Source organism: Streptomyces kaniharaensis (genome assembly GCF_009569385.1).
Classification (GTDB): Bacteria; Actinomycetota; Actinomycetes; order Streptomycetales; family Streptomycetaceae; genus Kitasatospora; species Kitasatospora kaniharaensis.
In genome coordinates this window covers 326,482-348,206 of sequence record NZ_WBOF01000001.1, presented here as the reverse complement: position 1 = coordinate 348,206, position 21,725 = coordinate 326,482, and the positions used below count along the sequence as shown (strand labels likewise).

Here is a 21,725-nt window from a genome sequence, read left to right as displayed (position 1 = left end):
GGCGATCGTCCGCAGTGCGCAGTAGCAGGAGGAGATTCCGTGAGTGAGACCGTTCCTTCCGACACCCGCCTTCCCGTCGGGGTGGTCGGCCTGGGTGACATCGCGCAGAAGGCGTACCTGCCGGTCCTCTCCGCGCTGCCGGGACTCGACCTGCGCCTGATGACCCGCGACCGGGCCAAGCTCGACCGCTTCGGCGACGCTCACCGGATCGACCCGGCGCACCGCTACACCGACCTCGGCGAGCTGATCGGCAGCGGTGTCCGGGCCGCGTTCGTGCACGCCGCCACGGACCAGCACGTTCCGATCGTCGAGCAGCTGCTCACCGCCGGCGTCGACGTGTACGTGGACAAGCCGCTGGACTACACCCTGGACGGTGCCCGCCGGCTGGTCGCCCTCGCCGACCGTACGGGCCGCTCGCTGATGGTCGGGTTCAACCGCCGCCACGCGCCCGGCTACGTGCAGGCGAAGGAGCGCCCGCGTGACCTGATCGTGCTGCAGAAGAACCGTGAGGGCCTGCCCGAGGCCGCCCGCACCCTGGTCTACGACGACTTCATCCACGTGGTGGACGTGCTCCGCTTCCTCGTCCCCGGCGACATCGAGCACGTCGACGTCCGCTCCCGGGTCCGCGACGGCCTGGTCGAGCACCTCGTCCTCACCCTCGCCGGGGACGGGTTCACGGCGCTGGGCATCATGAACCGCGTCTCCGGGTCCACCGAGGAGGTCCTGGAGGTCTCCGGCGGCGACTCCAAGCGCGAGGTGCGCAACCTCGCCGAGGTCGTCGACCACCGCGGCCAGCCGACCGTGCGCCGCCGCGGTGACTGGGTGCCGGTCGCCCGGCAGCGCGGGATCGAGCAGATCGTGCTCGGCTTCCTCGACGCCGTCCGGGCCGGGAGGACCCTCGACGCCCACGACGCGCTGCGGACGCACGAGCTCTGCGAGCTGATCGTGGAGCGCATCGAGTCCGCCTGAGGCCGACGGCGGTCCCGGTCGGTCGGTGCACCGGAGCCCGTCAGTTGGTGCACCAGAGCAGGAACCGGGTGCAGCTCGGGGTGGGGGTCGGGTCGGTCGGGTGCTGGGTGGGCGGACGCGGAGCGGCGGTGCTCGGCGCGGGCTGGTTCGCCGGTGGCGGGGTGGCAGGCTCGGCCGGGCGCGAGGGGGCTGTCGAAGTGCGCGACGCGCTGGGCCGGGCGCTGGTGGCCGAGGGCTGCGGGCGGGTGGTGCCGGTCGTGGCGGGTGCGGCCGTCGCGGCGGCCGCCCTCGTGGGTTCCGGGGTGGGGGACGCAGGGTTCGGGGAGACGGTGGCCGCCGCGCTGCCCGACGGGAGCGGCACCGCCTCGCCGCTCCCATGGCTGAAGGCGAGGACGGTGGTGGCCAGCCCGCCGACCGTCAGGCCGATCGCGGACAGGGCCGGCACGGTGCTGCGCCGGCGTCTTCTTCGGTTGGGGGGTGCCGTCGGCAGTGCCTCGCCGGGATGCGGGGGTTCCTGCGGCCGGGGTTCCTCGGCGGAGGATTCGGCGGCCCGGCCGCAGCCGGGGCAGGAGAGCGCACCGTTGAGATGCCGTTGGCAGAGCGTGCAGTAACTCATCAGATCGTTTCCGGTAGATGCCCGCATGCCGAGACGGGTGGTCTGCGGGAGCGTACGCAGATCGGCCCCGCTTGCAACACCAGGGCGGCGCGAGGCTTCTGGGCAGATCGCGTGCAGTTCGCGTGAGCACGGCCCGGCCACCACCACGTTACCGGCCAGTACTTTGGCTGATCATCGTCTCGCCTGAAGAACCGTCAGATCACTAGGCTCCCGTCGACGAAGCGGTCCGGAAGACACAGGGAGCAGCAATGGCACGACCCCACCGAAGCGGCGGACACCGGGCGGCGAGCGCCGTCCTCGCCGTAGCGCTCGCCGTCGGCGCGGGCGCCGTCGCGCAGCCGGCCGTAGCCGCTCCCGGCGCCTCGGCCTTTGCCGGCGCCGCGCCCGCTCCCACCGTAGGGTCGGCCCTCGGCTCGTTCCGGCTCGCCGACATCCCGGCCAAGGACGGCGTCGTCCTCAAGGCCGACGTGTTCACCCCGCCCCCTGGCACGCCCGGTGCCGATCCGCAGGGCCGCTACCCGGTGGTGGTGCAGCCGGCCAGCTGGGGGCAGAACGACCTGGAGTACGTCGCCCAGGGCCACCGCTTCGCCGCCGCCGGGTACGTCGTCGTCACCTACACCGTGCGCGGCTTCTGGCGCTCCGGCGGCGAGGTGGACGTCGCCGGGCCCAAGGACGTGGCCGACATCTCCACGGTGATCGACTGGGCGCTCGCCCACACCCCGGCCGACCCGCAGCACATCGGCATGGTCGGGCTCTCGCTCGGCGGCGGCCTCACCCTGCTGGGCGCCGCCTTCGACCCGCGGATCAAGGCCGTCGCGTCGCTGAGCGGCTGGGCCGACCTGACCGACGCGCTCTACAGTGGGCAGACCCGGCACACCCAGGCCGCCGCCGTGCTGGCCGGCATCCAGGCCCCCACCGGCCGCAAGAGCCCCGAGTTCGCGAAGGTTCTGGACGACCTCTTCGCCGACCGCGACCTGCCCGACGTGATCCGCTGGGCGGACACCCGCTCGCCGTCCGCCTACCTGGACAGGATCAACGCCAACGGCACCGCCGTCCTCCTCGCCAACGGCTGGGGCGACAGCTTCTTCAACCCCGGCCAGATCACCGCCTTCTACCAGCGGCTGACCGTACCCAAGCGCCTCGAACTGCGCCCCGGCGACCACGCGACCCAGGAGCTCACCGGCCTGCTCGGCCTGGACAACGCCACCTGGAACAGCGCCCGCACCTGGCTCGACCGCTACCTGAAGGGAGCCCCCGACGGCCAGGGGCAGCCGGTCGACCTGGAGGTGCGCCCGACCGGCGCCCACGAGCAGCGCCCCGACTGGCAGTCCGTGAGCTCCCGTACCGAGCACCTGACGTTCGGCACCGAGCCGGCCACCGTGCAGGGCGGCCGTGCCTCCGGCGCGAGCGGCGGCATCGCCGTGCTGTCCGGCATGCTCGACCAGGCCGCGCACCAGCCGCCGACCGTCCTCGTCCCCCTGCTCGACCGATCCGCCGCCGCGGTGTGGCAGTCGCAGCCGTACCCGCAGGGCCTGCCCGTGCGCGGCGCCACGCAGCTGCACACGACGGTCACCGCCTCGGCGCCGCAGGGCACGGCCGTGGCCTACCTCTACGACGTGAACGCGCTCGGCGTCGGCCGCCTGATCACGCACGCCCCGCAGAGCTGGTCCGGACGGCCGCCAGGGCAGGCCTTCCCGCTGGACGTCACGCTGTTCCCCACCGCCTACGACCTGCCGGCCGGCCACCGGCTCGCCCTGGTCCTCGGCACCCGGGACAACCTGTACGGCGGCGTCACCCCGGCGGGCAGCACCGTGACGTTCGGCCCGGCGGAGCTGTCCCTCCCCCTGCGCTGAGACAGGAGGCCGCTGCCCGGACAGGCCGCTCACACACGTCGCGGTCTGGGCCGGGCCGGCGGCCCGTCGATCCGCTCGAACGCCTCCCGGCCCGCGGCCGACGCCCGCCGGGGAGAGCGCGGAGCAGTGGTAGTACAGGGGTCCGGGTCGAAGCCGTCTGCCGTGGCTTCGACCCGGACCCACTGGTCATGGCCGGGCGGTGACGAGGGCCGGGCCGCCTCCGCCGTGACCATGTCCCCGGCGGGATTCGTGACTTACTGCCTGTCGACGGCGTCGGTCACATGCTGCCAGCTGTCCAGGTCTGCGATCCGTGCCTCCAGAGCGGGGCGCATGCTCGTCGCGCTGGAGGCGCCGAGGGCCAGGCGCAGCGGAGGGTTGGGGCTGTCGACCGCGGTCCGGATGCCTTCGGCGATCCGCGCCGCGGCGGAGAACGCGGACGCCGGCAGGTCTCCTATGCCCTTCTGAACCTCGCGGACGGTCTGGTCGTAGTCGCCCAGGCCGGCTGCGACATCGAGGTTGGCAAGGAAGGGGGTCGCGGTCATCCCGGGCTGGATGATCGTAACCTTTATGCCGAGCGGTGCGACCTCGGCCGCGAGCGCGTCCGACAGCCCCTCGACCGCGTACTTGGTGGCGGCCAGCAGACCCACGCCGGGATGGGCGGACTGCCCGTAGATCGACGAGCCCTGGAGGATGTGCCCGGACCGCTGGGCGCGGAGCACCGGCAGCGTTGCGCGGAGCACGTTGAGCACTCCGAAGACATTGGTGTCGAACACGGCGCGGACCTGCGTGTCGGAGGCCTCCTCAACGGCTCCGAACAGTCCGTATCCCGCGTTGTTGGCCACGACGTCGATACGGCCGAACCGTGCGAGCGTGCCTTCCACCGCGTCCCGGACGGCTCGCTCGTCACGTACGTCCGCCTGGATGAGAAGCAGGCGCTCACCGTGCGCTTGCGCCAGTTCGACCAGGGAGGAGGTGTCGCGGGCGAGGGCCGAGACGGTGTCGCCGTTCTCCAGTGCCTGGAGCGTCAGTTCGCGGCCGATGCCGGACGTCGCGCCGGTGATCAGCCATGTGCGGAGGTGGGTCTGGTGGTTGGATGTTCCGTTCATGTTGCGACCGTAAGCCGTTAGATCGCAACGCGTCAACCTGAATCGACGGGAAGGTTGCTCACTAGCTGGATTAGGGCGGCTCGCGCTGATGTAGTGTGGGGGGATGACTACTGCGGCAGCCGGATCCCCCAAACCCAGCCCGCGCACCGTCACGCCGACGGTGGAGACCGTTCTCGCGTTCGTGAACACGCGCGCGGACGGATCGGGTCGCCGAGAGTTGTTCGGGGACGGGGAGTCGTTCGCGGCGTGGCTGGCGGAGCGCGACGAGTTCGGTGGCGAAACCGTGGTGACCGACGCTGACGCCGCGGTCGCGCGAGAGCTGCGTGATGCCCTGGTGACTGTGCTGCTCGCGCACTCGGGCGATGAGGAAAGCCTGGGTGAGCCGCTGCTGCGTGCCGAGCGGCACCTGCGACGTGTGGGTTCGCTCTACCCGCTGGCGACGGTGGTCACGGCCGGCGGAGCGGAGCTGGCCTCGCCGCAGACGGGGGTGCCGCGCGTGTTCGGAACCGTACTGGCTGCGGTGACGACTTTTGCGCAGAGCAGCGACTGGGGGCGCATCAAGGCGTGCCGTAACCCCCCATGCCATTTCGGTTTCTTCGACCGCACCCGCAATGGGGGAGGGCTGTACTGCAGCACTGGCTGCGGCTCTCAGGTGTCCATGCGCAAACACCGCCAGCGGCAGCGCCACGGCAGTGGTGCGCCGTCCGGGACGTGAGGCCGCCCTTCCAGCGAGGAAGGGTGATCGGGGGCAGGTCCTGGACGGCCGTGCTGACACGGCAGTTGGCCTGCTGAGCCACACTCGCTCACCGCAGCGAGACCGGGCAGCCGCCGACTGTCGGTTCCACCTGTCCGTTCTCAGTAGACATGGCGGCCTGATGGACCCGTGAGCTGTGGCTCGTCAGGTTGGTTGAGAAACATGGCTTCCTCGTGTCTCAGGTGAAGTGGCAGATGTTGGGGAAGAGGGTGTGACGGACAGCTACGGCCCTTGCTGAGGCCGGACAGCTTCGGTGTTTCGGGAGCTCTTCGGGTGGTGGTACGCGAGACGCGCCGCACGCTTCGCGGTCGACCTCTGTCGGTGGTCATATCGTGTGAGGAATCATCCTGACGTCCTCTGGGCCAAGTCGGAGACGATGATCTAGAAGGGAGTGCGGGTGACTGACGATGAGTTCGATTCCTTTCTGCGGTATCTCGCAGAGGAATACGTTGAGCGGCGCTTTCCGCAGGCCCGGCTCAGGCTTAGCCTCGCGCTTTCACGAAGTGGGCTGTCCGGCAGGTGATCAGCAAAGCAGAAAGGGCCTCTGACCTGCGAGAATAAGGATTGTCTAGGCCCTTGTTCCCGCACCAGCCGGAGGCACTTCCCAGGTGAGTAAGCGTATCGGGTCGTATCCGCGTGTGCGGGTGTCGGGTGGCGGTGGCGGGATTGTCTCGCAGGCCGGCGGGGTGCTGCTGGTGGAAACGACCCGAAGAACAGGGCTGGCTGATGCGCTGTCTGCGGCGCTCGCGCCGTGGCGCAAGCCCAGGGCGGTTCATGACCCCGGCAAGATCCTGTTGGATCTCGCGCTGACAGTGGCATTGGGCGGGGACTGCCTGGCGGACGTCGCGATGCTGCGGGCCGAGCCCGCCGTGTTCGGGCCGGTGGCATCGGATCCGACTGTTTCCCGCCTGGTCGACACCCTGGCGGCGGCTGGACCCAAGGCACTGACGGCAATCCGCCGTGCTCGGGCCGAAGTCCGCGAGCGGGTCTGGCGGTTGGCCCGCGAGGCGGCCCCGGACGCGGGCGGCGAGGTGATCGTGGACATCGACGGCGTGCTGGTCATGGCGCATTCCGAGAAGGAGCACGCCGCCAAGACCTGGAAGAAGACGTTCGGCCATCACCCGCTGTTCGCGTTCGTCGACCACGGCCGAGACGGGTCCGGGGAACCTGTCGCCGGCCTGCTCAGGCGCGGGAACGCGGGCAGCAACACCGCCGCCGACCACATCGAGGCCGCCCGAATGGCCCTGGGCCAGCTGCCGAAGAAGTACCGGCGTGGACGCCACACCCTGATCCGCGCCGACTCCGGCGGCGGCACCCACAAGTTCCTCAACTGGATCACTGCACGCGGAAGGTGGCTTTCCTACTCGGTGGGGATGACCATCACCGACGCCATCCACCAGACCGTCCTGCTCGTGCCGGCCTCGGCCTGGACGCCCGCGATCGGGCCGGACGGCGAGATCCGGGACGGCGCCTGGGTGGCCGAACTCGCCGGGGACGTCCTCACTGGCTGGCCGAAGGGCATGCGGCTGATCGTCCGCAAGGAACGGCCGCACCCCGGAGCCCAGTTGCGCTTCACCGACGCCGACGGAATGCGGCTGACCTGCTTCGCCACCAACACCGCCCACGTCCCGATCGCCCACCTGGAGCTGCGGCACCGCCAGCGCGCCCGCGCCGAGGACCGCATCCGCGCCGCCCGCGACACCGGCCTGCGCAACCTCCCCCTCCAAGCGGCCGCGCAGAACCAGGTCTGGCTCGAGATCATCCAGCTCGCGCTCGACCTGCTCGCCTGGATGCCCATGCTCGCCCTCACTGGGCCCGCCCGCCGGTGGGAACCCAAACGCCTGCGGCTACGGCTGTTCTCCGCCGCCGCCCAACTCGTCACCACCAGCCGCCGCCGCGTGCTCCGCCTCGCTCGACACTGGCCCTGGACCGATGTGATCACCAGCGCCTTCGAACGGCTACAAGCCCTGCCGAACCCGGGCTGACCAGCGTCGATGCCCTATCCCAGCCAGCAACTGACCCTCCCCGGAGACGTGGAACCCGGCGCCCACCCGACGCGACAGCCGGGCCACAGGCATCCTCGCCACCGCCAGAAAGCCGAAACGGCCCGCCGGATGAACCGACGGACCGTCACGAAAGATCGAGGTTAGGCATCACTTCGATGATGAAGTCAGCTGGATTCTCGACCGATTGCGTCAATCCCATCAGGCGTTGAATCTTATTCAGGACTCGATGCGGCAGGACGATGACATCTACGATACCTTCACACTGAAGGCGCTCGAAGGAATTATTGGGAATGTGAACGCTGGGACTCGCTTCCAGATCCGCCTGGCGGAAGATGTGGGAATTATGGAGGTAATGGATGAACACTTCCAGGACCTAGCTGCTGGTCTTCGTGCTGAACACCTCCCGAGCAGCGAAGCGGATATTCTGTCATCCCTCGGGTTCCCGCGAGTTGCCGCCCAGCTCCCTGGTTTGGTCTGCAGCGTCAAGATTTTCAGCCGCAATCGGCGTTCCTTTCTCGATGAGGTCCCTGTCAGTCAGCAACTCCGCGATCTGGCAGATCGCCTTGAGAGGGCGCGGGGCGAACACCAGGCGGCGGCTGCTCGATCTGAGCAGGAAGAGCAGCCGTCTATCCGGCGCAAGCGCAAGTGGTGGACAGGCCTTGGCAAGGTAGTGACCGGTAGTGCTATCTCTATCTCGGACATGGCTCTTGGTATTGGTCTTCTTCCATTTGAAGTCTCGCCAGAAACCAAGTCGTGGGGTGCCCTCTCCTCGGCAGCTCTGGGTATTGGTCAGGTGCTGGAAGGAGTGGGAGCCATTCGCGGAGAGTGATTAATAGATGTGGCGAGCTCCCGAGTCGTAGAAGTGCTGTTCGCCAGTTGTGGTGAGACATCTCTGCTGGATCCGCGTCTCAAGCGAAGTGGCAAGAGTGGGGAAGCGGGTTGTCGTAGAGACCGCCAAGGCCGTGGTTGGCCCAGTACGTGCGGCGCCGGTCCTGGTGCCGGCCGCGGAACATTTCGACCCATCGAGCAAGAGGGTCGTGCGATCGTAGATCGCCGTCGTCGGTGAGTGTCGCGCCAACCTTGTCGGCCACGTGCTCGTAGAAGAGGCCGAGGTCGAGATCCAGCGCCATGGCGACGTGACGGCGCCATTGAGGATCGGCGAGGATTTCGGCGAGGGCAACCGTCTCGGGGAAGCAAACGAGTCTCATGCCGGTGGCCTCTCGCAGTCCGAATACCTGATACTCATGCGCCCTTGCCGTCCAGCGCTCCGCAAGAGCCGTGTGGTGGTGGTCGGTGGCCCACTGAAAGGCGATGCGTTCGGCCTGCTGCACCGCCTCGACGGCCCGCAGACTCTGAGGGCCGTCGAGGAGAGATCGGTAGCGGATGTGGGCTGCTGTGATTTCGGATTCTCGGGACAAGTCGCGTTGAGTACCGTTGATCCAACGCAGATGCCTCTGGCATATCCGCTGTCCATTTCGGACTCGGATTCGAATGCTTCCGGACTCGCCATGGCGGAGCGTGCACTTTCGACACGCGATCTGGGGGCGGGGGCTGGTGATGAACCACCGCAGATCGGGGACCTCGGGGTCGAGTGGGATGTGTGGAGTGTGATCCTGACCGGGCAAGACCATGTTCAGGACCTTGCTGTCCCTGCCAGAGAGCAGTGCCAGCCGGTCGAGTGAAACGGGCGTGAGGATTGCGTCCTTGTCCAAGACGTGCTTTCCCGGAACGCACGGAGCGATGAGTCGGAAAACATCGGTGAAGTTCATCGCGTTGGCGTCCGCAAGCCGGGACACGAACGAGACCACTGTTTCGTTGCTGAACGGCCGAACTATGAGGGGCAGGCGGCGAAGTGGCTGTTCCCAGGTCTTTATGACGCCGCCTTCCGTCCTGGACGGCCTTGAGGTGCCGGGAGGGCCCAGGGCTCGCCCTGTGATGCGGTGTCCAGCAGAATCTCGTCCAGGTGCCTCTTGGTGATTCGCTCGGTGCCATCGGTGATGGCGTCGTTGGCGGCCTGATGGATCAGCTGGTCCAGGGCACCGATCGAGCCCGCAGATCGCTCCTGAAGATAGGGGGCAAGCCTGACGAGACTGCCCGGGGCATGCCGGTGGAGCCGCAATGCCTGTTCCATCGTGGCAATGATCTTCTTCCAGTCCGAGCGTTCTTCGGCGCCGTTGTCACCAAATGCCGATGTGTGAATCGTCAGGAACCGTCCGGCGATTTGTCGGCCGCGTAGCCCAGAGAACAGGCCGTGCTCGGCAACGTCGATACCCGCGTAGACAAACGTCGCGCGGATCTGCTCATAGAAGTACTTGAGCTGGTCCGACGCCTCCGCGCCCGCGCGTGTCGAAAGATCGAGGTTATGGATCTCGTCGACGATGACCATGCCGCACCGCACCTTCCGTAGAACAGTGCAGACGGCGTTGGTGATCTCGTGTTGACTCGCGCGGGGACGAATGGGCAGTCCGAGGAACGACGCGAGTTCGATAGAGAGCATCTTCGGCGTCGCGCCGGAAGGGACGACGATATAGGCGACGGGAATGCGGTCGCTGTGGGGATTGGCCTGCCGCATCGTGTCGACGTGGTATTTTTTGCCGAGTTGCTGCACGGCTGTGGACTTACCCGTGCCGCTGGGGCCGGAGACGATTAGGCCTCGGCGTCCGGTGGCCTTGGGGGCGTTGTAGGCCAGCAGCTTTCTTCCTGTCGTCGTGATATGCCGGATAGCTGGGGTGGCGACGACGAGTAGCCTCATGTGGTGGGTCATCCGCGCGCGGTCGTAGGCGTCACGTTCCAGCGGGTCGAGGCCGAGCCAAGCGGCCTCCGGAAGCAGGGTGGGCGCTTCGGGACGAGGGGCATCCGCGAAGGCCCTCCAGCCCTCGCGGGTCACCAGTGGCTGGAAGTCGAGCTCATCGTCCCCGGTCCTCACCATGACCCACCATCCTCGAATGGGTCGAAGACCCCGAATGGTTCGATGTCGTCGGTTTCGATGATCTCGGCCTCCACGATCTCGGCGTCAGGTTCGTCTGCCGGGGCTGTTTCGGCGGGTGGGACAGACGCTTGCGCGGGAATGAGCGCAGATGGGAGCCGGCGCGGCATTGCAGCGGCTGCACGGGTCCGCGCAGTGGCGCGCTGCTCTGGGCCAGGGCCTGCCTCGGCCCGCCTGAGCAGGCCGGCCAGGAGTACCGCGACGGCCGTCTCGTTGCTGGAGTCCATGCCGCGTTCGGTGGCGATCCGGCGAGCGTAGCGCCAGGTGAACTCCGCGAACGGCTGCTGGACCATGGGCAGGTGGGTCCACTGGGCGAGGATCCAGCCGCCCTGCCGATGGTCGCGGACCCACACTCGGCTCAGGTCATAGGGGTCGTAGTGAACCTCCCACTGGCCGTTCTTGATCCCGATACCGGAATGCTGGCGCCTTAGCGGAGCGAGGTCGGTGCTGTTGTAGGTGCGGTGGTCAATGCGGATGCCGTAATCGTTGACGGTCCGCCAGACTGCGGGAAGCATCTCGATGTAGTCGTCTCCGCTCGGGGCCAGCGGTACGTAGCCGCTGGCGGCGACCATCGCCGCGTACGCCTCGTTCGGTGAAAGAGGCCGGCCGGACAGGTAGGGGTGCCGCAGTCCGTCGTGCGGGCGAGACTGCCAGCCCGCCACGATCCACTCGTCCAGAAGGTCCTGAAGATCGGCGACCGGCCAAGCGGCGCCCTCTTCCGGGCTTGCGCCCCGCCTGGTCACATCTCGGCCGGTGTAGCCCGCGACGTGCTGGCAGAACAGGGTGTTGATGGAGGAGAACGTGCGCTCGACCACGCCCTTGTCCGTGGGCGTCCTGGGCCGCGCCGGCTGGACGGAGATCTCCAAGGTGCGACAAGCCCGCACGAAGGTCTCCGACACGAACACTCTCCCGTGGTCGATCACGATCGTCTCCGGAACGATCACCGGCCTTGCGGCTACCTGCTCCAGCCGCGCGTCGATATCCAGCAGGCGTGCGTGCGGAATTCGCGAGGCCGACATCCGAAGCGCCTCGGCCCAGTTCGGACGCATCGGTTCCGGGACGACAATGCGTGCCAGCATCAGCGCCGCGTCAACGGCTTTGGCCCGCGCGGGATGCAGCACGGCCGCGCAGATGGTCCGAGTAGCGATGTCCAAGGCGATTGTCAGCTCAGGGCGACCAACGACGCCGTCGTCCATGACCGCCATCACGTCCAGCGGGGTGGTATCGATTTGCACCTGCTCGCCGGGCCGGGCGGCCATGGTGGGGGTGAAGACGCCTTCTGGGCGATTGGCCGTCTGTCGCCGGGTCGTTGCCGAGCCGAAGGTATGGCGGCCCGCCGTGAGAGTGTCCAGGAGCCTGTAGAAGGTTGCCCGCGATGGCATGGGTACCGATCCGGGCCCATAGTTGGTCGTCAGCTGCTCTTCCACCAGCCTCAGGATCCGCGACTTGGTTCCAGTCGATTCCGAGGTCTGGCGCTCGACAACCGCGGCGACCGCGGACACGACCCGGGAGTCGACGTTCCCTGTAGCCGTGCGTCGCTGTGTGCGACGGCCGTCCACCAGCCCCCACACGCCTTGCTCCCGGTAGCGCTTCCGCATGCGCTGCACCGTCCGCACCTCTGCGGGAATGCCGAGGGCCGTCAGCTCACGAGCCTTCGCTGCCACCCGCTGAGCCAACGTCGCCCGCATCGGGTCGTACTCTGGCCGGGGCGGTGTGCCAGGCGGGACACCGGGTAGAAGTCCGCTCTCTAACTCCACCAAGTGCTGTTCCCAGAGCCGGGCGCGTTCCGCGACCTTGGCCGGAACACTGTCCAGGAGGCCGTGCGCCGTGGCTCTCGGTGCCGCGCCAGCTCCGACCACGGAGAAATCCGGCGCGGCCTGCAGGTAGGCCAGTAACACGACGCTCTGGTCTCCGGAAGCGGACAGTAGCCGGATCGAGGTCCCCGAGATCGCAACGACGGTGTGCTCTCGGCCGCTGAAGACGACACGGTCACCGACCCGAAGGACGCCGGATGCGGCGAACTCATTCACTGCTCACCCGGCCGGTTCGCGGTCGCGTGAACCACCGTGCGATCGCTGAGCAGGACGGACAGGTCCGTCGTCAGCTCCTGGCGCCACAGAAGATGAAAGAGAACCGGCAGCGTGGCGATCGGATCACCAGTTTCCTCAGCTCCGGCCAGTAGCATCCCCGGACGCGCGAAGTACCGTTGCAGACGGTTCGCGACGGCTTCATTGCGGCAACGAGCGTGTCGGTAGCCGGCCAGCCAGCGCACGTTTGCCACCCATACCTCGTCCGCTTCGCCCCACAGGGCGTAGTCCCAACCCGCCTGCGCGCAAGCGAGCTTCGTAGCCGCGAACGTCGCGATGTCACGCTCGTCGGAGCGGCACTCCACGGGGCGCGAGTCGATCACCATCGCGCGGCCGTCCGACAACCTGGCGAAGAAGTCCGGTGCGTGGCAGCGGACCCGGCCGGACTCGCCTTCCCAGAACAGCCACATCGGCTGTGAGGCATACCCGATGACCTGCGGATCGAAGTCCAATGCCACGGCGTGATCGCGTTCCAGCCAGGACTCGAAGCCCACATGCCCGCCGGTCGTGGCCGACCAGTACAGCCCCGGGTAGCTCCGCTGCCCACGATAGGAAGGGAACGAACGCACAGGAAGACCGTCCTCGAACCGCACCGCGCGAGCCCGCCGAAGCGGCACCCGGCGCTCCACACCGTCGCCGTCGACGTAGCCGACGTCGAACCCCTTGACTCGGCTCGGTGGCCTGCTCTGTCGGACTGGTCGCGTACCCACCAGGCTGTCCTCCCGGTTCAGGATTTCCTCCTTCAACCCTGCCTACCGGCTGGACCGACTCGCCCACGGATCGCGCCGACACTCGCCAGATCGAATGAGAAAGCGCCAAAAGCCTTGCCAGATCCCGTGAGACTTCGCCACATCGGGCGAGAAGGGACACCACCTGCCGCGGACGGGCTGCCCACCGGCATCGCGTCGAAACAAGCAGGCGTGATTGCTTTTTTCTTCGCCCGGTGTCACGCTGCTGCCCCCGGCGGCGGCTGCGGAGTCGCCGTCAACTCACCGGCAGGGGAGGCGCTTTGGTGCGCGCACGGGCGGGGTTGCGGATCGGAAACGCGTCGGGGTTCTACGGGGACCGGTTCGCGGCGGTTCGGGAGATGCTCACGGATGGGCCGCTGGACGTGCTGACCGGGGACTACCTGGCGGAGCTGACGATGCTCATCCTGGCCAGGGACCGGCTGAGGGACCCGTCGCTGGGGTATGCGAGGACGTTCCTGCGGCAGATGGAGGAGTGCCTCGGTCTGGCCCGGGAGCGCGGCGTGAGGATCGTGGTGAACGCGGGCGGGCTCAACCCGGCCCGGCTCGCCGCCGAGTTGCGGAAGCTGGCGCAGCGCCAGGGCATCGCGGCGGCCGTCGCCCACGTCGAGGGCGACGACGTGCTCCAGCGCAGCGCCGAACTCGGCTTACCGGACGGCCTGTTGGCTGCCAACGCCTACCTCGGCGCGTTCGGCGTCGCCGCCTGCCTGGCCGAGGGTGCGGACGTCGTGGTGACCGGCCGGGTCACCGATGCGGCGCTGGTGGTCGGGCCGGCGATCGCCCACTTCGGCTGGACACCCGATGACCTGGACGCCCTGGCCGGGGCCGTCGTCGCCGGGCACGTGCTGGAGTGCGGCGCCCAGGCGACCGGCGGGAACTACGCGTTCTTCCGCGAGCACGACATGACCAGGCCCGGCTTCCCGATCGCCGAGCTGCACGCCGACGGCTCCAGCGTGATCACCAAGCACCCGGGCACCGGCGGCGCCGTCACCACCGGCACCGTCACCGCCCAACTCCTGTACGAGACAGGGGGTCCGCGCTATCTCGGGCCGGACGTCACGGCTCGCCTGGACAGCGTCCGGCTCACCCGGGAGGGCCCGGACCGGGTGCGGATCGACGGGGTGCGCGGCGAGGCCCCACCGCCCACGCTGAAGGTGGGGCTGAACCGCCTCGGCGGCCACCGCAACGAGGTGACGTTCGTGCTCACCGGGCTCGACATCGAGGCCAAGGCCGCCCTGGTGCAACGGCAGTTCACCGACGCGCTACCGCCAGCCGAGCGCCCGGCCGAACTCCGCTGGACCCTCGCCCGCACCGACCATCCCGACGCGCCCACCGAGGAGGCGGCCTCCGCGCTGCTGCGCCTCACCGCCCGTGACCCCGACCCTGCCAAGGTCGGGCGCGAACTCGGCAAGGCCGCAGTGGAGTTGGGCTTGGCAGGCTACCCGGGCTTCCACCTCACCGCCCCACCCGGCTCGGGCGCGCCGTACGGGGTGTTCACCGCCGCCCACGTGGACGCGAAGGCCGTCGAGCACATCGCCGTCCTGCCGGACGGCCGCCGCCTGAGCATCGCCCCCGCGCCGGTCACAGCCCAAGCGCTCAGCGAACAAACCGAGTCGCAGCTCCCGGAGCGGCTCCCGCCCGCCCCCACCCGCCGCGCCCCGCTCGGCCTGGTGGCCGGTGCCCGCAGCGGGGACAAGGGCGGGGACGCCAACCTCGGCGTCTGGGCCCGCGACGAGGACGGCTGGCGCTGGCTCGCGCACACCCTCACCGTAGAGCTCCTGCGTGAACTCCTGCCCGAGACAGTCGACTTGCCAATCACCCGGCACGTCCTCCCGAACCTCCGCGCCCTCAACTTCACCATCAGCGGTCTGCTCGGCGAGGGTGTCGCCGCCCAGCACCGCTTCGACCCGCAGGCCAAGGCGCTGGGGGAGTGGCTGCGCTCCCGCCACCTCGATGTCCCGGAGATGCTCCTCGACCGCCCGGAGGAACTGCTGTGACCGTGCTGCCCACCCGCGTCGACCCGGCCGGGCCCGACCACGCCGAGCACCGCGCCGCGATGCTCGGCAAGCTCGCCGACCTCGACGCCGAGCACGCCAAGGCGCTGGCCGGCGGCGGCCCCAGGTACGTCGAACGCCACCGCGCCCGCGGCAAGTTGCTGCCGCGCGAGCGGATCGAGCTGCTGGTCGACCCGGACTCGCCGTTCCTGGAGCTGTCCCCGCTGGCCGCCTGGGGCAGCGACCACCCGGTGGGCGCGGCGCTGGTCACGGGCATCGGCGTGATCGAGGGCGTCGAGTGCGTGATCACCGCCAACGACCCGACGGTGCGCGGCGGCGCCAGCAACCCCTGGACGCTGCGGAAGGCCCTGCGCGCCAACGAGATCGCGCTGAACAACCGCCTCCCGCTGGTGAACCTGGTCGAGTCGGGCGGCGCCGACCTGCCCAGCCAGAAGGAGATCTTCATCCCCGGCGGCGCCCTCTTCCGTGACCTCACGCGCCTGTCCGCCGCCGGGATCCCCACCGTCGCCGTGGTGTTCGGCAACTCGACGGCCGGCGGCGCCTACGTGCCGGGCATGTCCGACCACACCGTGCTGGTCAGGGAGCGCGCCAAGGTGTTCCTCGGCGGCCCGCCGCTGGTGAAGATGGCCACCGGGGAGGAGGCCGACGACGAGTCGCTGGGCGGCGCCGAGATGCACGCCCGCGTCTCCGGCCTGGCCGACCACTTCGCGGTGGACGAGGCGGACGCGCTGCGCCAGGCCCGCCGGATCGTCGCCCGGCTGGACCACCGCAAGCCGGGCCCGGATCCCGACCCGCGCGCCGAGCCGCCGAGGTACGACGTGGAGGAGCTGCTGGGCATCGTCCCGGGCGACCTCAAGGTGCCGTTCGACCCGCGCGAGGTGATCGCCCGGATCGTCGACGGTTCCGACTTCGACGAGTTCAAGCCGCTCTACGGCACCAGCCTGGCCACCGGCTGGGCCCGCCTGCACGGCTACCCGGTCGGCATCCTGGCGAACGCGCAGGGCGTGCTGTTCAGCGCGGAGTCCCAGAAGGCCGCCCAGTTCATCCAGTTGGCCAACCAGCGCGACGTCCCGCTGCTGTTCCTGCACAACACCACCGGCTACATGGTCGGCAAGGACTACGAGCAGGGCGGCATCATCAAGCACGGCGCGATGATGATCAACGCGGTGTCCAACTCCCGGGTGCCGCAGATCTCGGTGCTGATGGGCGCCTCCTACGGGGCCGGCCACTACGGCATGTGCGGGCGGGCGTACGAGCCGCGGTTCCTGTTCGCCTGGCCGAGCGCCAAGTCCGCGGTGATGGGCCCGCAGCAGCTCGCCGGGGTGCTGTCGATCGTGGCCCGCCAGTCGGCCGCCGCGAAGGGGCAGCCGTACGACGAGGACGCCGACGCGGCGATCCGGGCGATGGTCGAGCAGCAGATCGAGGCGGAGTCGCTGCCGGTGTTCCTCTCCGGCCGGCTCTACGACGACGGCGTGATCGACCCGCGCGACACCCGGACGGTGCTCGGCCTCTGCCTGTCCGCGATCCACAACGCGCCGGTCGAGGGCGCGCGCGGTTACGGCGTCTTCCGGATGTGAGCCCGCCCGTTGCGAGGGAGTCCGACATGATCACCAACCTGCTGGTCGCCAACCGGGGCGAGATCGCCCGCCGGGTCTTCCGCACCTGCCGCGACCTGGGCATCGCGACCACCGCCGTGCACTCCGACCCGGACGCGGACGCCCCGCACGTCCGCGAGGCCGACGCCGCCGTGCGGCTGCCCGGCGCCGCGCCCGCCGACACCTACCTGCGCGGCGACCTGATCGTCCAGGCCGCGCTCGAAGCGGGTGCCGACGCCGTCCACCCGGGGTACGGATTCCTGTCCGAGAGCGCCGAGTTCGCGCAGGCCGTGCTGGACGCCGGCCTCACCTGGGTCGGGCCGCCGCCGGCCGCGATCGCCGCGATGGGCTCCAAGACGGCCGCCAAGCAGCTGATGGCCGAGGCGGGCGTGCCGGTGCTCGGCGCCCTCGCCGCGCCCACCGAGGCCGACCTGCCGCTCCTGGTCAAGGCGGCGGCGGGCGGCGGCGGACGCGGCATGCGCGTCGTCCGCACGCTCGCGGACCTCCCCGCCGAACTGGAGGCGGCGAGCGCGGAGGCGGCCAAGGCCTTCGGCTCGGACGAGGTGTTCTGCGAGCGCTACCTGCCCGCCGGCCGGCACGTCGAGGTCCAGTTGCTGGCCGACGCGCACGGCACGGTCTGGGCGGTCGGCGACCGCGACTGCTCGCTCCAGCGGCGGCACCAGAAGGTGATCGAGGAGGCCCCGGCGCCGGGCATCCCGGACGACGTGCGCGCCGCGCTGCACGCGGCCGCCGTCACCGCCGCCCGGGCGATCGGCTACGCCGGCGCCGGTACCGCCGAGTTCCTGCTCGCCGAGGACGGCCGGTTCTTCTTCCTGGAGATGAACACCCGGCTCCAGGTGGAGCACCCGGTCACCGAGGCCGTCACCGGACTCGACCTCGTCGCCCTCCAGCTCGCCGTCGCCGAGGGGGAGAAGCTGCCCGGTTCGCCCCCGCCGGCGACCGGCTGCGCGATCGAGGCCCGCCTCTACGCCGAGGACCCGGCCAAGGACTGGCAGCCCGCCACCGGCACCCTGCACCACATCGAACTCACCGTCCCGTACGAGGCGTTCACCGGCCGCGGCATCCGGCTCGACTCCGGCGTCGAGGACGGCAGTGCCGTCACCCCGCACTACGACGCGATGCTCGCGAAGGTGATCGCCTGGGCCCCGAGCCGCCCGGCCGCAGCCCGCCGCCTGGCCGACGCGCTGGCCCGCGTCCGCCTCCACGGGCCCGCCACCAACCGGGAGTCGCTGGTCCGCGCGCTGCGGCACCCGGCCTTCCTGGCGGGCCGGCTGCACACCGGCTTCCTGGCTGAACACGCGGCCGAACTCACCGCCCCGGACGGCAAGGACACCGCCCGCGCCGCCCTGGCCGCCGCCCTCGCCGACGCCGCCGCCCGCCGCACCCCGCTGCCCTCCGGCTGGCGCAATCTGCCGTCCCAGCCGCAGGTCAAGCGCTACCGGGCGGCCGACGGAGGCGAGTTGGAGGTGCGCTACCGCCTCACCCGGGACGGCCTGCGCGCCGACGACCACCCGGAGACGGTGCTCGTCGAGGCCGCCGCGGACCGGGTCGCCCTGCGCGAGGGCACCGTCCGGCGCACCTACCGCATCGCCCGCTACGGCGACGAGGTGTACGTCGACACCCCGGGCGGCACCACGGCGCTCATCGCCGTCCCCCGATTCCCCGATCCCGCCGCGCAGACCGACCCGGGCGCCCTGCTCGCCCCGATGCCCGGCACCGTCACCCGCACCACGGCGGCCGTCGGCGACACCGTCACCGCGGGCCAGCCGCTGCTCTTCCTGGAGGCGATGAAGATGGAGCACCGCGTCACCGCCCCCGCCGACGGCACCCTCGTCGAACTCCGCGCCACCCCCGGCCAGCAGGTCGAACTCGGCACCCTGCTCGCCGTGGTCCACCCCGCCACCGCCTGAGGAAGGACCCCGCATGTCCACCATCGGCAGCCAGCTCCTCGAAACCCCCGAACGCCGGGCCCTGCGAAAGGCCGTCGCCGACCTCGGCCGCCGCTACGGCTCCGCCTACTACCTCGCCAAGGCCCGCGCCGGCGAGCCCGCCGACGAACTGTGGGCCGACGCCGGCAAGGCCGGCTACCTCGGCGTCAACCTGCCCGTCGAGTACGGCGGCGGGGGCGGCGGCATCACCGACCTCGCCATCGTCCTGGAGGAACTGGGCACCGCCGGCTGCCCGTTGCTCCTGCTGATCGTCTCCCCGGCGATCTGCGGCACGGTCATAGCCCGCTACGGCACCGAGCGGCAGAAGGAGCGCTGGCTGCCCGGACTCGCCGACGGCAGCCGGAAGATGGCCTTCGGCATCACCGAGCCGGACGCCGGCTCCAACTCGCACCGGATCTCCACCGTCGCCCGCCGGGACGGCGAGGACTGGCTGCTCACCGGCCGCAAGGTGTTCGTCTCCGGCATCGACCACTCCGACGCGGTGCTGTTCGTCGCCCGCACCGCGGACGCGACCACCGGAAAGCTCAAGCCCTGCCTGTTCGTCGTCCCCCGCGACACCCCTGGCTTCGAGTACCGGGCGATCCCGATGGAACTCGTCGCCCCCGAGAAGCAGTTCCAGGTCTTCCTGGACGACGTCCGGCTGCCCGCCGACGCCCTGGTCGGCGACGAGAACGCGGGCCTGCTCCAGCTCTTCGCCGGCCTCAACCCCGAGCGCATCCTCACCGCCGCGTTCTCCCTCGGCCTCGCCCGCCAGGCCCTCGGCAAGGCCGTCGAGTACGCGAGGACCCGTACCGTCTGGTCCACCCCGATCGGCGCCCACCAGGGCCTGGCCCACCCGCTCGCCCAGTGCGCGGTGGAGATCGAGCTGGCCCGGCTGATGACCCAGAAGGCCGGGCTGCTCTACGACGCGGGCGAGGACCTCGCCGCCGGCGAGGCCGCCAACATGGCCAAGTACGCGGCGGGCGAGGCCGCCGCCCGCACCGTGGACCAGGCGGTGCAGACGCTCGGCGGCAACGGCCTCACCCAGGAGTACGGGCTGGGCGCGCTGCTGGCCGCCACCCGGGTCGGCCGGGTCGCCCCGGTCAGCCGCGAGATGGTGCTCAACTACGTTGCCCAGCACACCCTCGGGCTGCCCAGGTCCTACTGACCCGGGCCGACCGCTGACATGAGGCGGCGGCGCGCGGCGGTGGTGCACACCGTCGCGCCGGGCGCCCTCCCGGCGGCGACCGCGCCACGCGCGCTACGCCCTTCGTCACCCACAACGGCCCGGTGCCCGTCCGCTGTCCGTATGCTCCTGAACGCGCCCCCGGCCGGCCGCCCCGTCGACCCGTCGCCGGCACCCGAGCCCTCGTCAACTACCTCAGTGGAGGCTTACCTTGGTGTTCCGCAGTGAGTTCCCGGACGTGCCGGCGGTGGACCTGCCGATCCATGACGCGGTACTCGGCGCCGCCGAGCGCTACGGCGACCGGCCGGCCCTGGTCGACGGCGTCACCGGGGAGAGCGTGAGCTACGCGCGGCTCGCCGAGGCCGTCCGCCGGGTCGCCGCCGGGCTGGCCGGCGCGGGGGTGCGCAAGGGCGACGTGGTCGCCCTGTTCAGCCCCAACACGACCGGCTACCCGATGGCCTTCTACGGCGCCACCCGGGCCGGCGCCACCGTCACCACCGTCTCCTCCCTCGCCACCCCCGGCGAAGTGGCCTGCCAGCTCCGCGACAGCGGCGCCCGCCTGCTGATCACCGTCACCCCGCTCCTGCCCACCGCCCGCAAGGCCGCCGACCTGCTCGCCGCCGAGGGCCGCCCGCTCGCCGAGATCGTCGTCCTGGACGGCGCCGAGGGTCACCGCTCGCTCGCCGACCTGCTCGCCACCACCGGGCCCGCGCCCGAGGTCGAAATCGACCCCGGCGAGGACGTCGCCGTCCTGCCCTACTCCAGCGGCACCACCGGCCTGCCCAAGGGCGTGATGCTCACCCACCGCTCGATCGCCACCAACCTCGCCCAGTGCGACGCCCTCTACCGGCCCGCCGAGGGCGAACGCGTCCTCGCCGTCCTGCCGTTCTTCCACATCTACGGTCTCGCCGCACTCCTCAACCAGCCGCTGCGCTGCGGCGCGACGGTGGTCGTCCTGCCCCGCTTCGACCTGGAGCAGTTCTGCCGCACCATCGAGGAGCAGAAGGTCCAGGCGCTGATCGTGGCCCCGCCGATCGCGCTCGCCCTCGCCAAGCACCCGGTGGTGGAACGCTTCGACCTGTCCTCCGTCGAGTACCTGCTGTGCGGCGCCGCGCCGCTCGACAACGGACTGGCCAGCGCCTGCGCCCGCCGCCTCGGCCTCCGGCACCTCCTCCAGGGCTACGGCATGACCGAGCTGTCCCCGGTCTCCCACCTGATCTCGCGGCAGGACCCGGCCCCCTCGCCCGGCGCGGTCGGCCGGCTGCTGCCCTCCACCGAACTGCGGGTCACCGCCCTGGACGGCGACGGCACCGACCTCGGGCCCGGCGAGCCCGGCGAGCTGCTGATCCGCGGCCCGCAGGTGATGAAGGGCTACTTCGGCCGCCCCTCCGACACCGCCGCCATCATCGACGACGAGGCCTGGCTGCACACCGGCGACATCGGCTACGTCGACGACCGCGGCTACCTGCACATCGTCGACCGGGTCAAGGAACTGATCAAGTACAAGGGGTACCAGGTGGCCCCCGCCGAGCTGGAGGCCGTCCTGCTCGCCCATCCCGAGATCGCCGACGCCGCCGTCATCGGCGTGCCGAACGCCGACGGCACCGAGTGCCCCAAGGCCTTCGTCGTCCGCACCCCCGGCAGCGGGCTCGGCGCCGAGGAGGTCAGTGCCTTCGTGGCCGGCCAGGTCGCCCCGTACAAGAAGGTCCGTGCGGTCGAGTTCGTCGAGGCCGTCCCCAAGTCCGCGGCCGGCAAGATCCTCCGCCGCGAACTGCGCGCCCGGGAGGCCGCCCGCTGAGCGGTGGGGCGCATCTGTGAAGATCGACCCAGCGAGCCCCCACCGGAACAGGAACCGCC

At 70.4% G+C, this 21,725-nt stretch carries 16 protein-coding genes; 10 read left to right on the top strand and 6 right to left on the bottom strand.

Annotated elements, in window-relative coordinates:
* Window positions 1-39: 39 nt before the first annotated feature.
* Window positions 40-969 carry a Gfo/Idh/MocA family protein gene (locus F7Q99_RS01585; RefSeq protein ID WP_326846139.1) on the top strand — a complete coding sequence of 310 codons (930 nt, stop codon included), beginning with the start codon at window positions 40-42 and terminating at the stop codon, window positions 967-969.
* A 40-nt stretch (window positions 970-1,009) separates the two neighbouring features.
* On the opposite strand, the gene F7Q99_RS01580 is transcribed toward F7Q99_RS01585, so the two are convergent.
* Window positions 1,010-1,585, bottom strand: coding sequence for a hypothetical protein (locus F7Q99_RS01580; RefSeq protein WP_153459730.1), 576 nt, complete (start codon window positions 1,583-1,585; stop codon window positions 1,010-1,012).
* A gap of 248 nt (window positions 1,586-1,833) precedes the next feature.
* Here F7Q99_RS01580 and F7Q99_RS01575 point away from each other — a divergent pair, with 248 nt between their 5' ends.
* A complete protein-coding gene (locus F7Q99_RS01575) occupies window positions 1,834-3,438 on the top strand; it encodes a CocE/NonD family hydrolase (protein ID WP_153459729.1) in 1,605 nt (534 codons plus the stop codon).
* A 254-nt stretch (window positions 3,439-3,692) separates the two neighbouring features.
* On the opposite strand, the gene F7Q99_RS01570 is transcribed toward F7Q99_RS01575, so the two are convergent.
* Complete coding sequence (locus F7Q99_RS01570) at window positions 3,693-4,544, bottom strand: SDR family NAD(P)-dependent oxidoreductase (RefSeq protein ID WP_153459728.1); 852 nt, start codon at window positions 4,542-4,544, stop codon at window positions 3,693-3,695.
* Between the two features lie 103 nt (window positions 4,545-4,647).
* On the opposite strand from F7Q99_RS01570, the gene F7Q99_RS01565 reads away from it, so the two are divergent.
* From F7Q99_RS01565 to F7Q99_RS01555, 3 genes are all read left to right on the top strand, one after another.
* A complete protein-coding gene (locus F7Q99_RS01565; RefSeq protein ID WP_153459727.1) occupies window positions 4,648-5,259 on the top strand; it encodes a CGNR zinc finger domain-containing protein in 612 nt (203 codons plus the stop codon).
* 647 nt (window positions 5,260-5,906) lie between these two features.
* Window positions 5,907-7,283, top strand: a complete 1,377-nt coding sequence (locus tag F7Q99_RS01560; RefSeq protein ID WP_326846080.1) for an IS1380 family transposase — start codon at window positions 5,907-5,909, stop codon at window positions 7,281-7,283.
* A 226-nt stretch (window positions 7,284-7,509) separates the two neighbouring features.
* The gene (locus F7Q99_RS01555; RefSeq protein ID WP_153459726.1) at window positions 7,510-8,133 is read left to right on the top strand and encodes a hypothetical protein; all 624 of its coding nucleotides are present in this window, start codon (window positions 7,510-7,512) and stop codon (window positions 8,131-8,133) included.
* Window positions 8,134-8,212: 79 nt separating this feature from the next.
* Here F7Q99_RS01555 and F7Q99_RS01550 read toward each other — a convergent pair whose 3' ends face one another.
* The 4 genes from F7Q99_RS01550 to F7Q99_RS01535 all read right to left on the bottom strand — a co-directional run bounded on the left by F7Q99_RS01550 (window position 8,213) and on the right by F7Q99_RS01535 (window position 13,123).
* Window positions 8,213-9,073, bottom strand: a complete 861-nt coding sequence (locus F7Q99_RS01550; RefSeq protein WP_153459725.1) for a hypothetical protein — start codon at window positions 9,071-9,073, stop codon at window positions 8,213-8,215.
* Window positions 9,074-9,174: 101 nt separating this feature from the next.
* Window positions 9,175-10,233, bottom strand: a complete 1,059-nt coding sequence (locus F7Q99_RS01545) for a TniB family NTP-binding protein (protein ID WP_153459724.1) — start codon at window positions 10,231-10,233, stop codon at window positions 9,175-9,177.
* Window positions 10,227-12,320, bottom strand: coding sequence for a Mu transposase C-terminal domain-containing protein (locus tag F7Q99_RS01540; RefSeq protein ID WP_326846138.1), 2,094 nt, complete (start codon window positions 12,318-12,320; stop codon window positions 10,227-10,229). The genes F7Q99_RS01545 and F7Q99_RS01540 overlap by 7 nt, the downstream gene beginning before the upstream one ends.
* Entirely contained in the window at window positions 12,317-13,123 is an 807-nt protein-coding gene (locus F7Q99_RS01535) for a TnsA-like heteromeric transposase endonuclease subunit (RefSeq protein ID WP_230210132.1), read from the bottom strand. Before F7Q99_RS01535 ends, F7Q99_RS01540 begins: the two co-directional genes overlap by 4 nt.
* Before the next feature lie 341 nt (window positions 13,124-13,464).
* Between F7Q99_RS01535 and F7Q99_RS01530 the strand changes: the two genes are divergently transcribed.
* From F7Q99_RS01530 to F7Q99_RS01510, 5 genes are all read left to right on the top strand, one after another.
* Window positions 13,465-15,120: an acyclic terpene utilization AtuA family protein gene (locus F7Q99_RS01530; protein ID WP_230210131.1), complete on the top strand. Its 1,656-nt coding sequence runs from the start codon at window positions 13,465-13,467 to the stop codon at window positions 15,118-15,120.
* Window positions 15,117-16,715 carry an acyl-CoA carboxylase subunit beta gene (locus tag F7Q99_RS01525; protein WP_326846136.1) on the top strand — a complete coding sequence of 533 codons (1,599 nt, stop codon included), beginning with the start codon at window positions 15,117-15,119 and terminating at the stop codon, window positions 16,713-16,715. Before F7Q99_RS01530 ends, F7Q99_RS01525 begins: the two co-directional genes overlap by 4 nt.
* Window positions 16,716-16,741: 26 nt before the next feature.
* Complete coding sequence (locus tag F7Q99_RS01520; protein ID WP_153459722.1) at window positions 16,742-18,664, top strand: acetyl/propionyl/methylcrotonyl-CoA carboxylase subunit alpha; 1,923 nt, start codon at window positions 16,742-16,744, stop codon at window positions 18,662-18,664.
* Window positions 18,665-18,677: 13 nt separating this feature from the next.
* Window positions 18,678-19,850: an acyl-CoA dehydrogenase family protein gene (locus tag F7Q99_RS01515; RefSeq protein ID WP_153459721.1), complete on the top strand. Its 1,173-nt coding sequence runs from the start codon at window positions 18,678-18,680 to the stop codon at window positions 19,848-19,850.
* 229 nt (window positions 19,851-20,079) lie between these two features.
* Entirely contained in the window at window positions 20,080-21,666 is a 1,587-nt protein-coding gene (locus F7Q99_RS01510; protein WP_153459720.1) for a 4-coumarate--CoA ligase family protein, read from the top strand.
* The last annotated feature ends 59 nt before the right edge of the window (window positions 21,667-21,725 follow it).

Coding starts and splice junctions, on each gene's coding strand:
- F7Q99_RS01545 (WP_153459724.1), bottom strand. CDS start 10,233: ATGGTGAGGACCGGGGACGATGAGCTCGACTTCCAGCCACTGGTGACC.
- F7Q99_RS01580 (WP_153459730.1), bottom strand. CDS start 1,585: ATGAGTTACTGCACGCTCTGCCAACGGCATCTCAACGGTGCGCTCTCC.
- F7Q99_RS01520 (WP_153459722.1), top strand. CDS start 16,742: ATGATCACCAACCTGCTGGTCGCCAACCGGGGCGAGATCGCCCGCCGG.
- F7Q99_RS01565 (WP_153459727.1), top strand. CDS start 4,648: ATGACTACTGCGGCAGCCGGATCCCCCAAACCCAGCCCGCGCACCGTC.
- F7Q99_RS01550 (WP_153459725.1), bottom strand. CDS start 9,073: ATGAACTTCACCGATGTTTTCCGACTCATCGCTCCGTGCGTTCCGGGA.
- F7Q99_RS01515 (WP_153459721.1), top strand. CDS start 18,678: ATGTCCACCATCGGCAGCCAGCTCCTCGAAACCCCCGAACGCCGGGCC.
- F7Q99_RS01575 (WP_153459729.1), top strand. CDS start 1,834: ATGGCACGACCCCACCGAAGCGGCGGACACCGGGCGGCGAGCGCCGTC.
- F7Q99_RS01530 (WP_230210131.1), top strand. CDS start 13,465: ATGCTCACGGATGGGCCGCTGGACGTGCTGACCGGGGACTACCTGGCG.
- F7Q99_RS01570 (WP_153459728.1), bottom strand. CDS start 4,544: ATGAACGGAACATCCAACCACCAGACCCACCTCCGCACATGGCTGATC.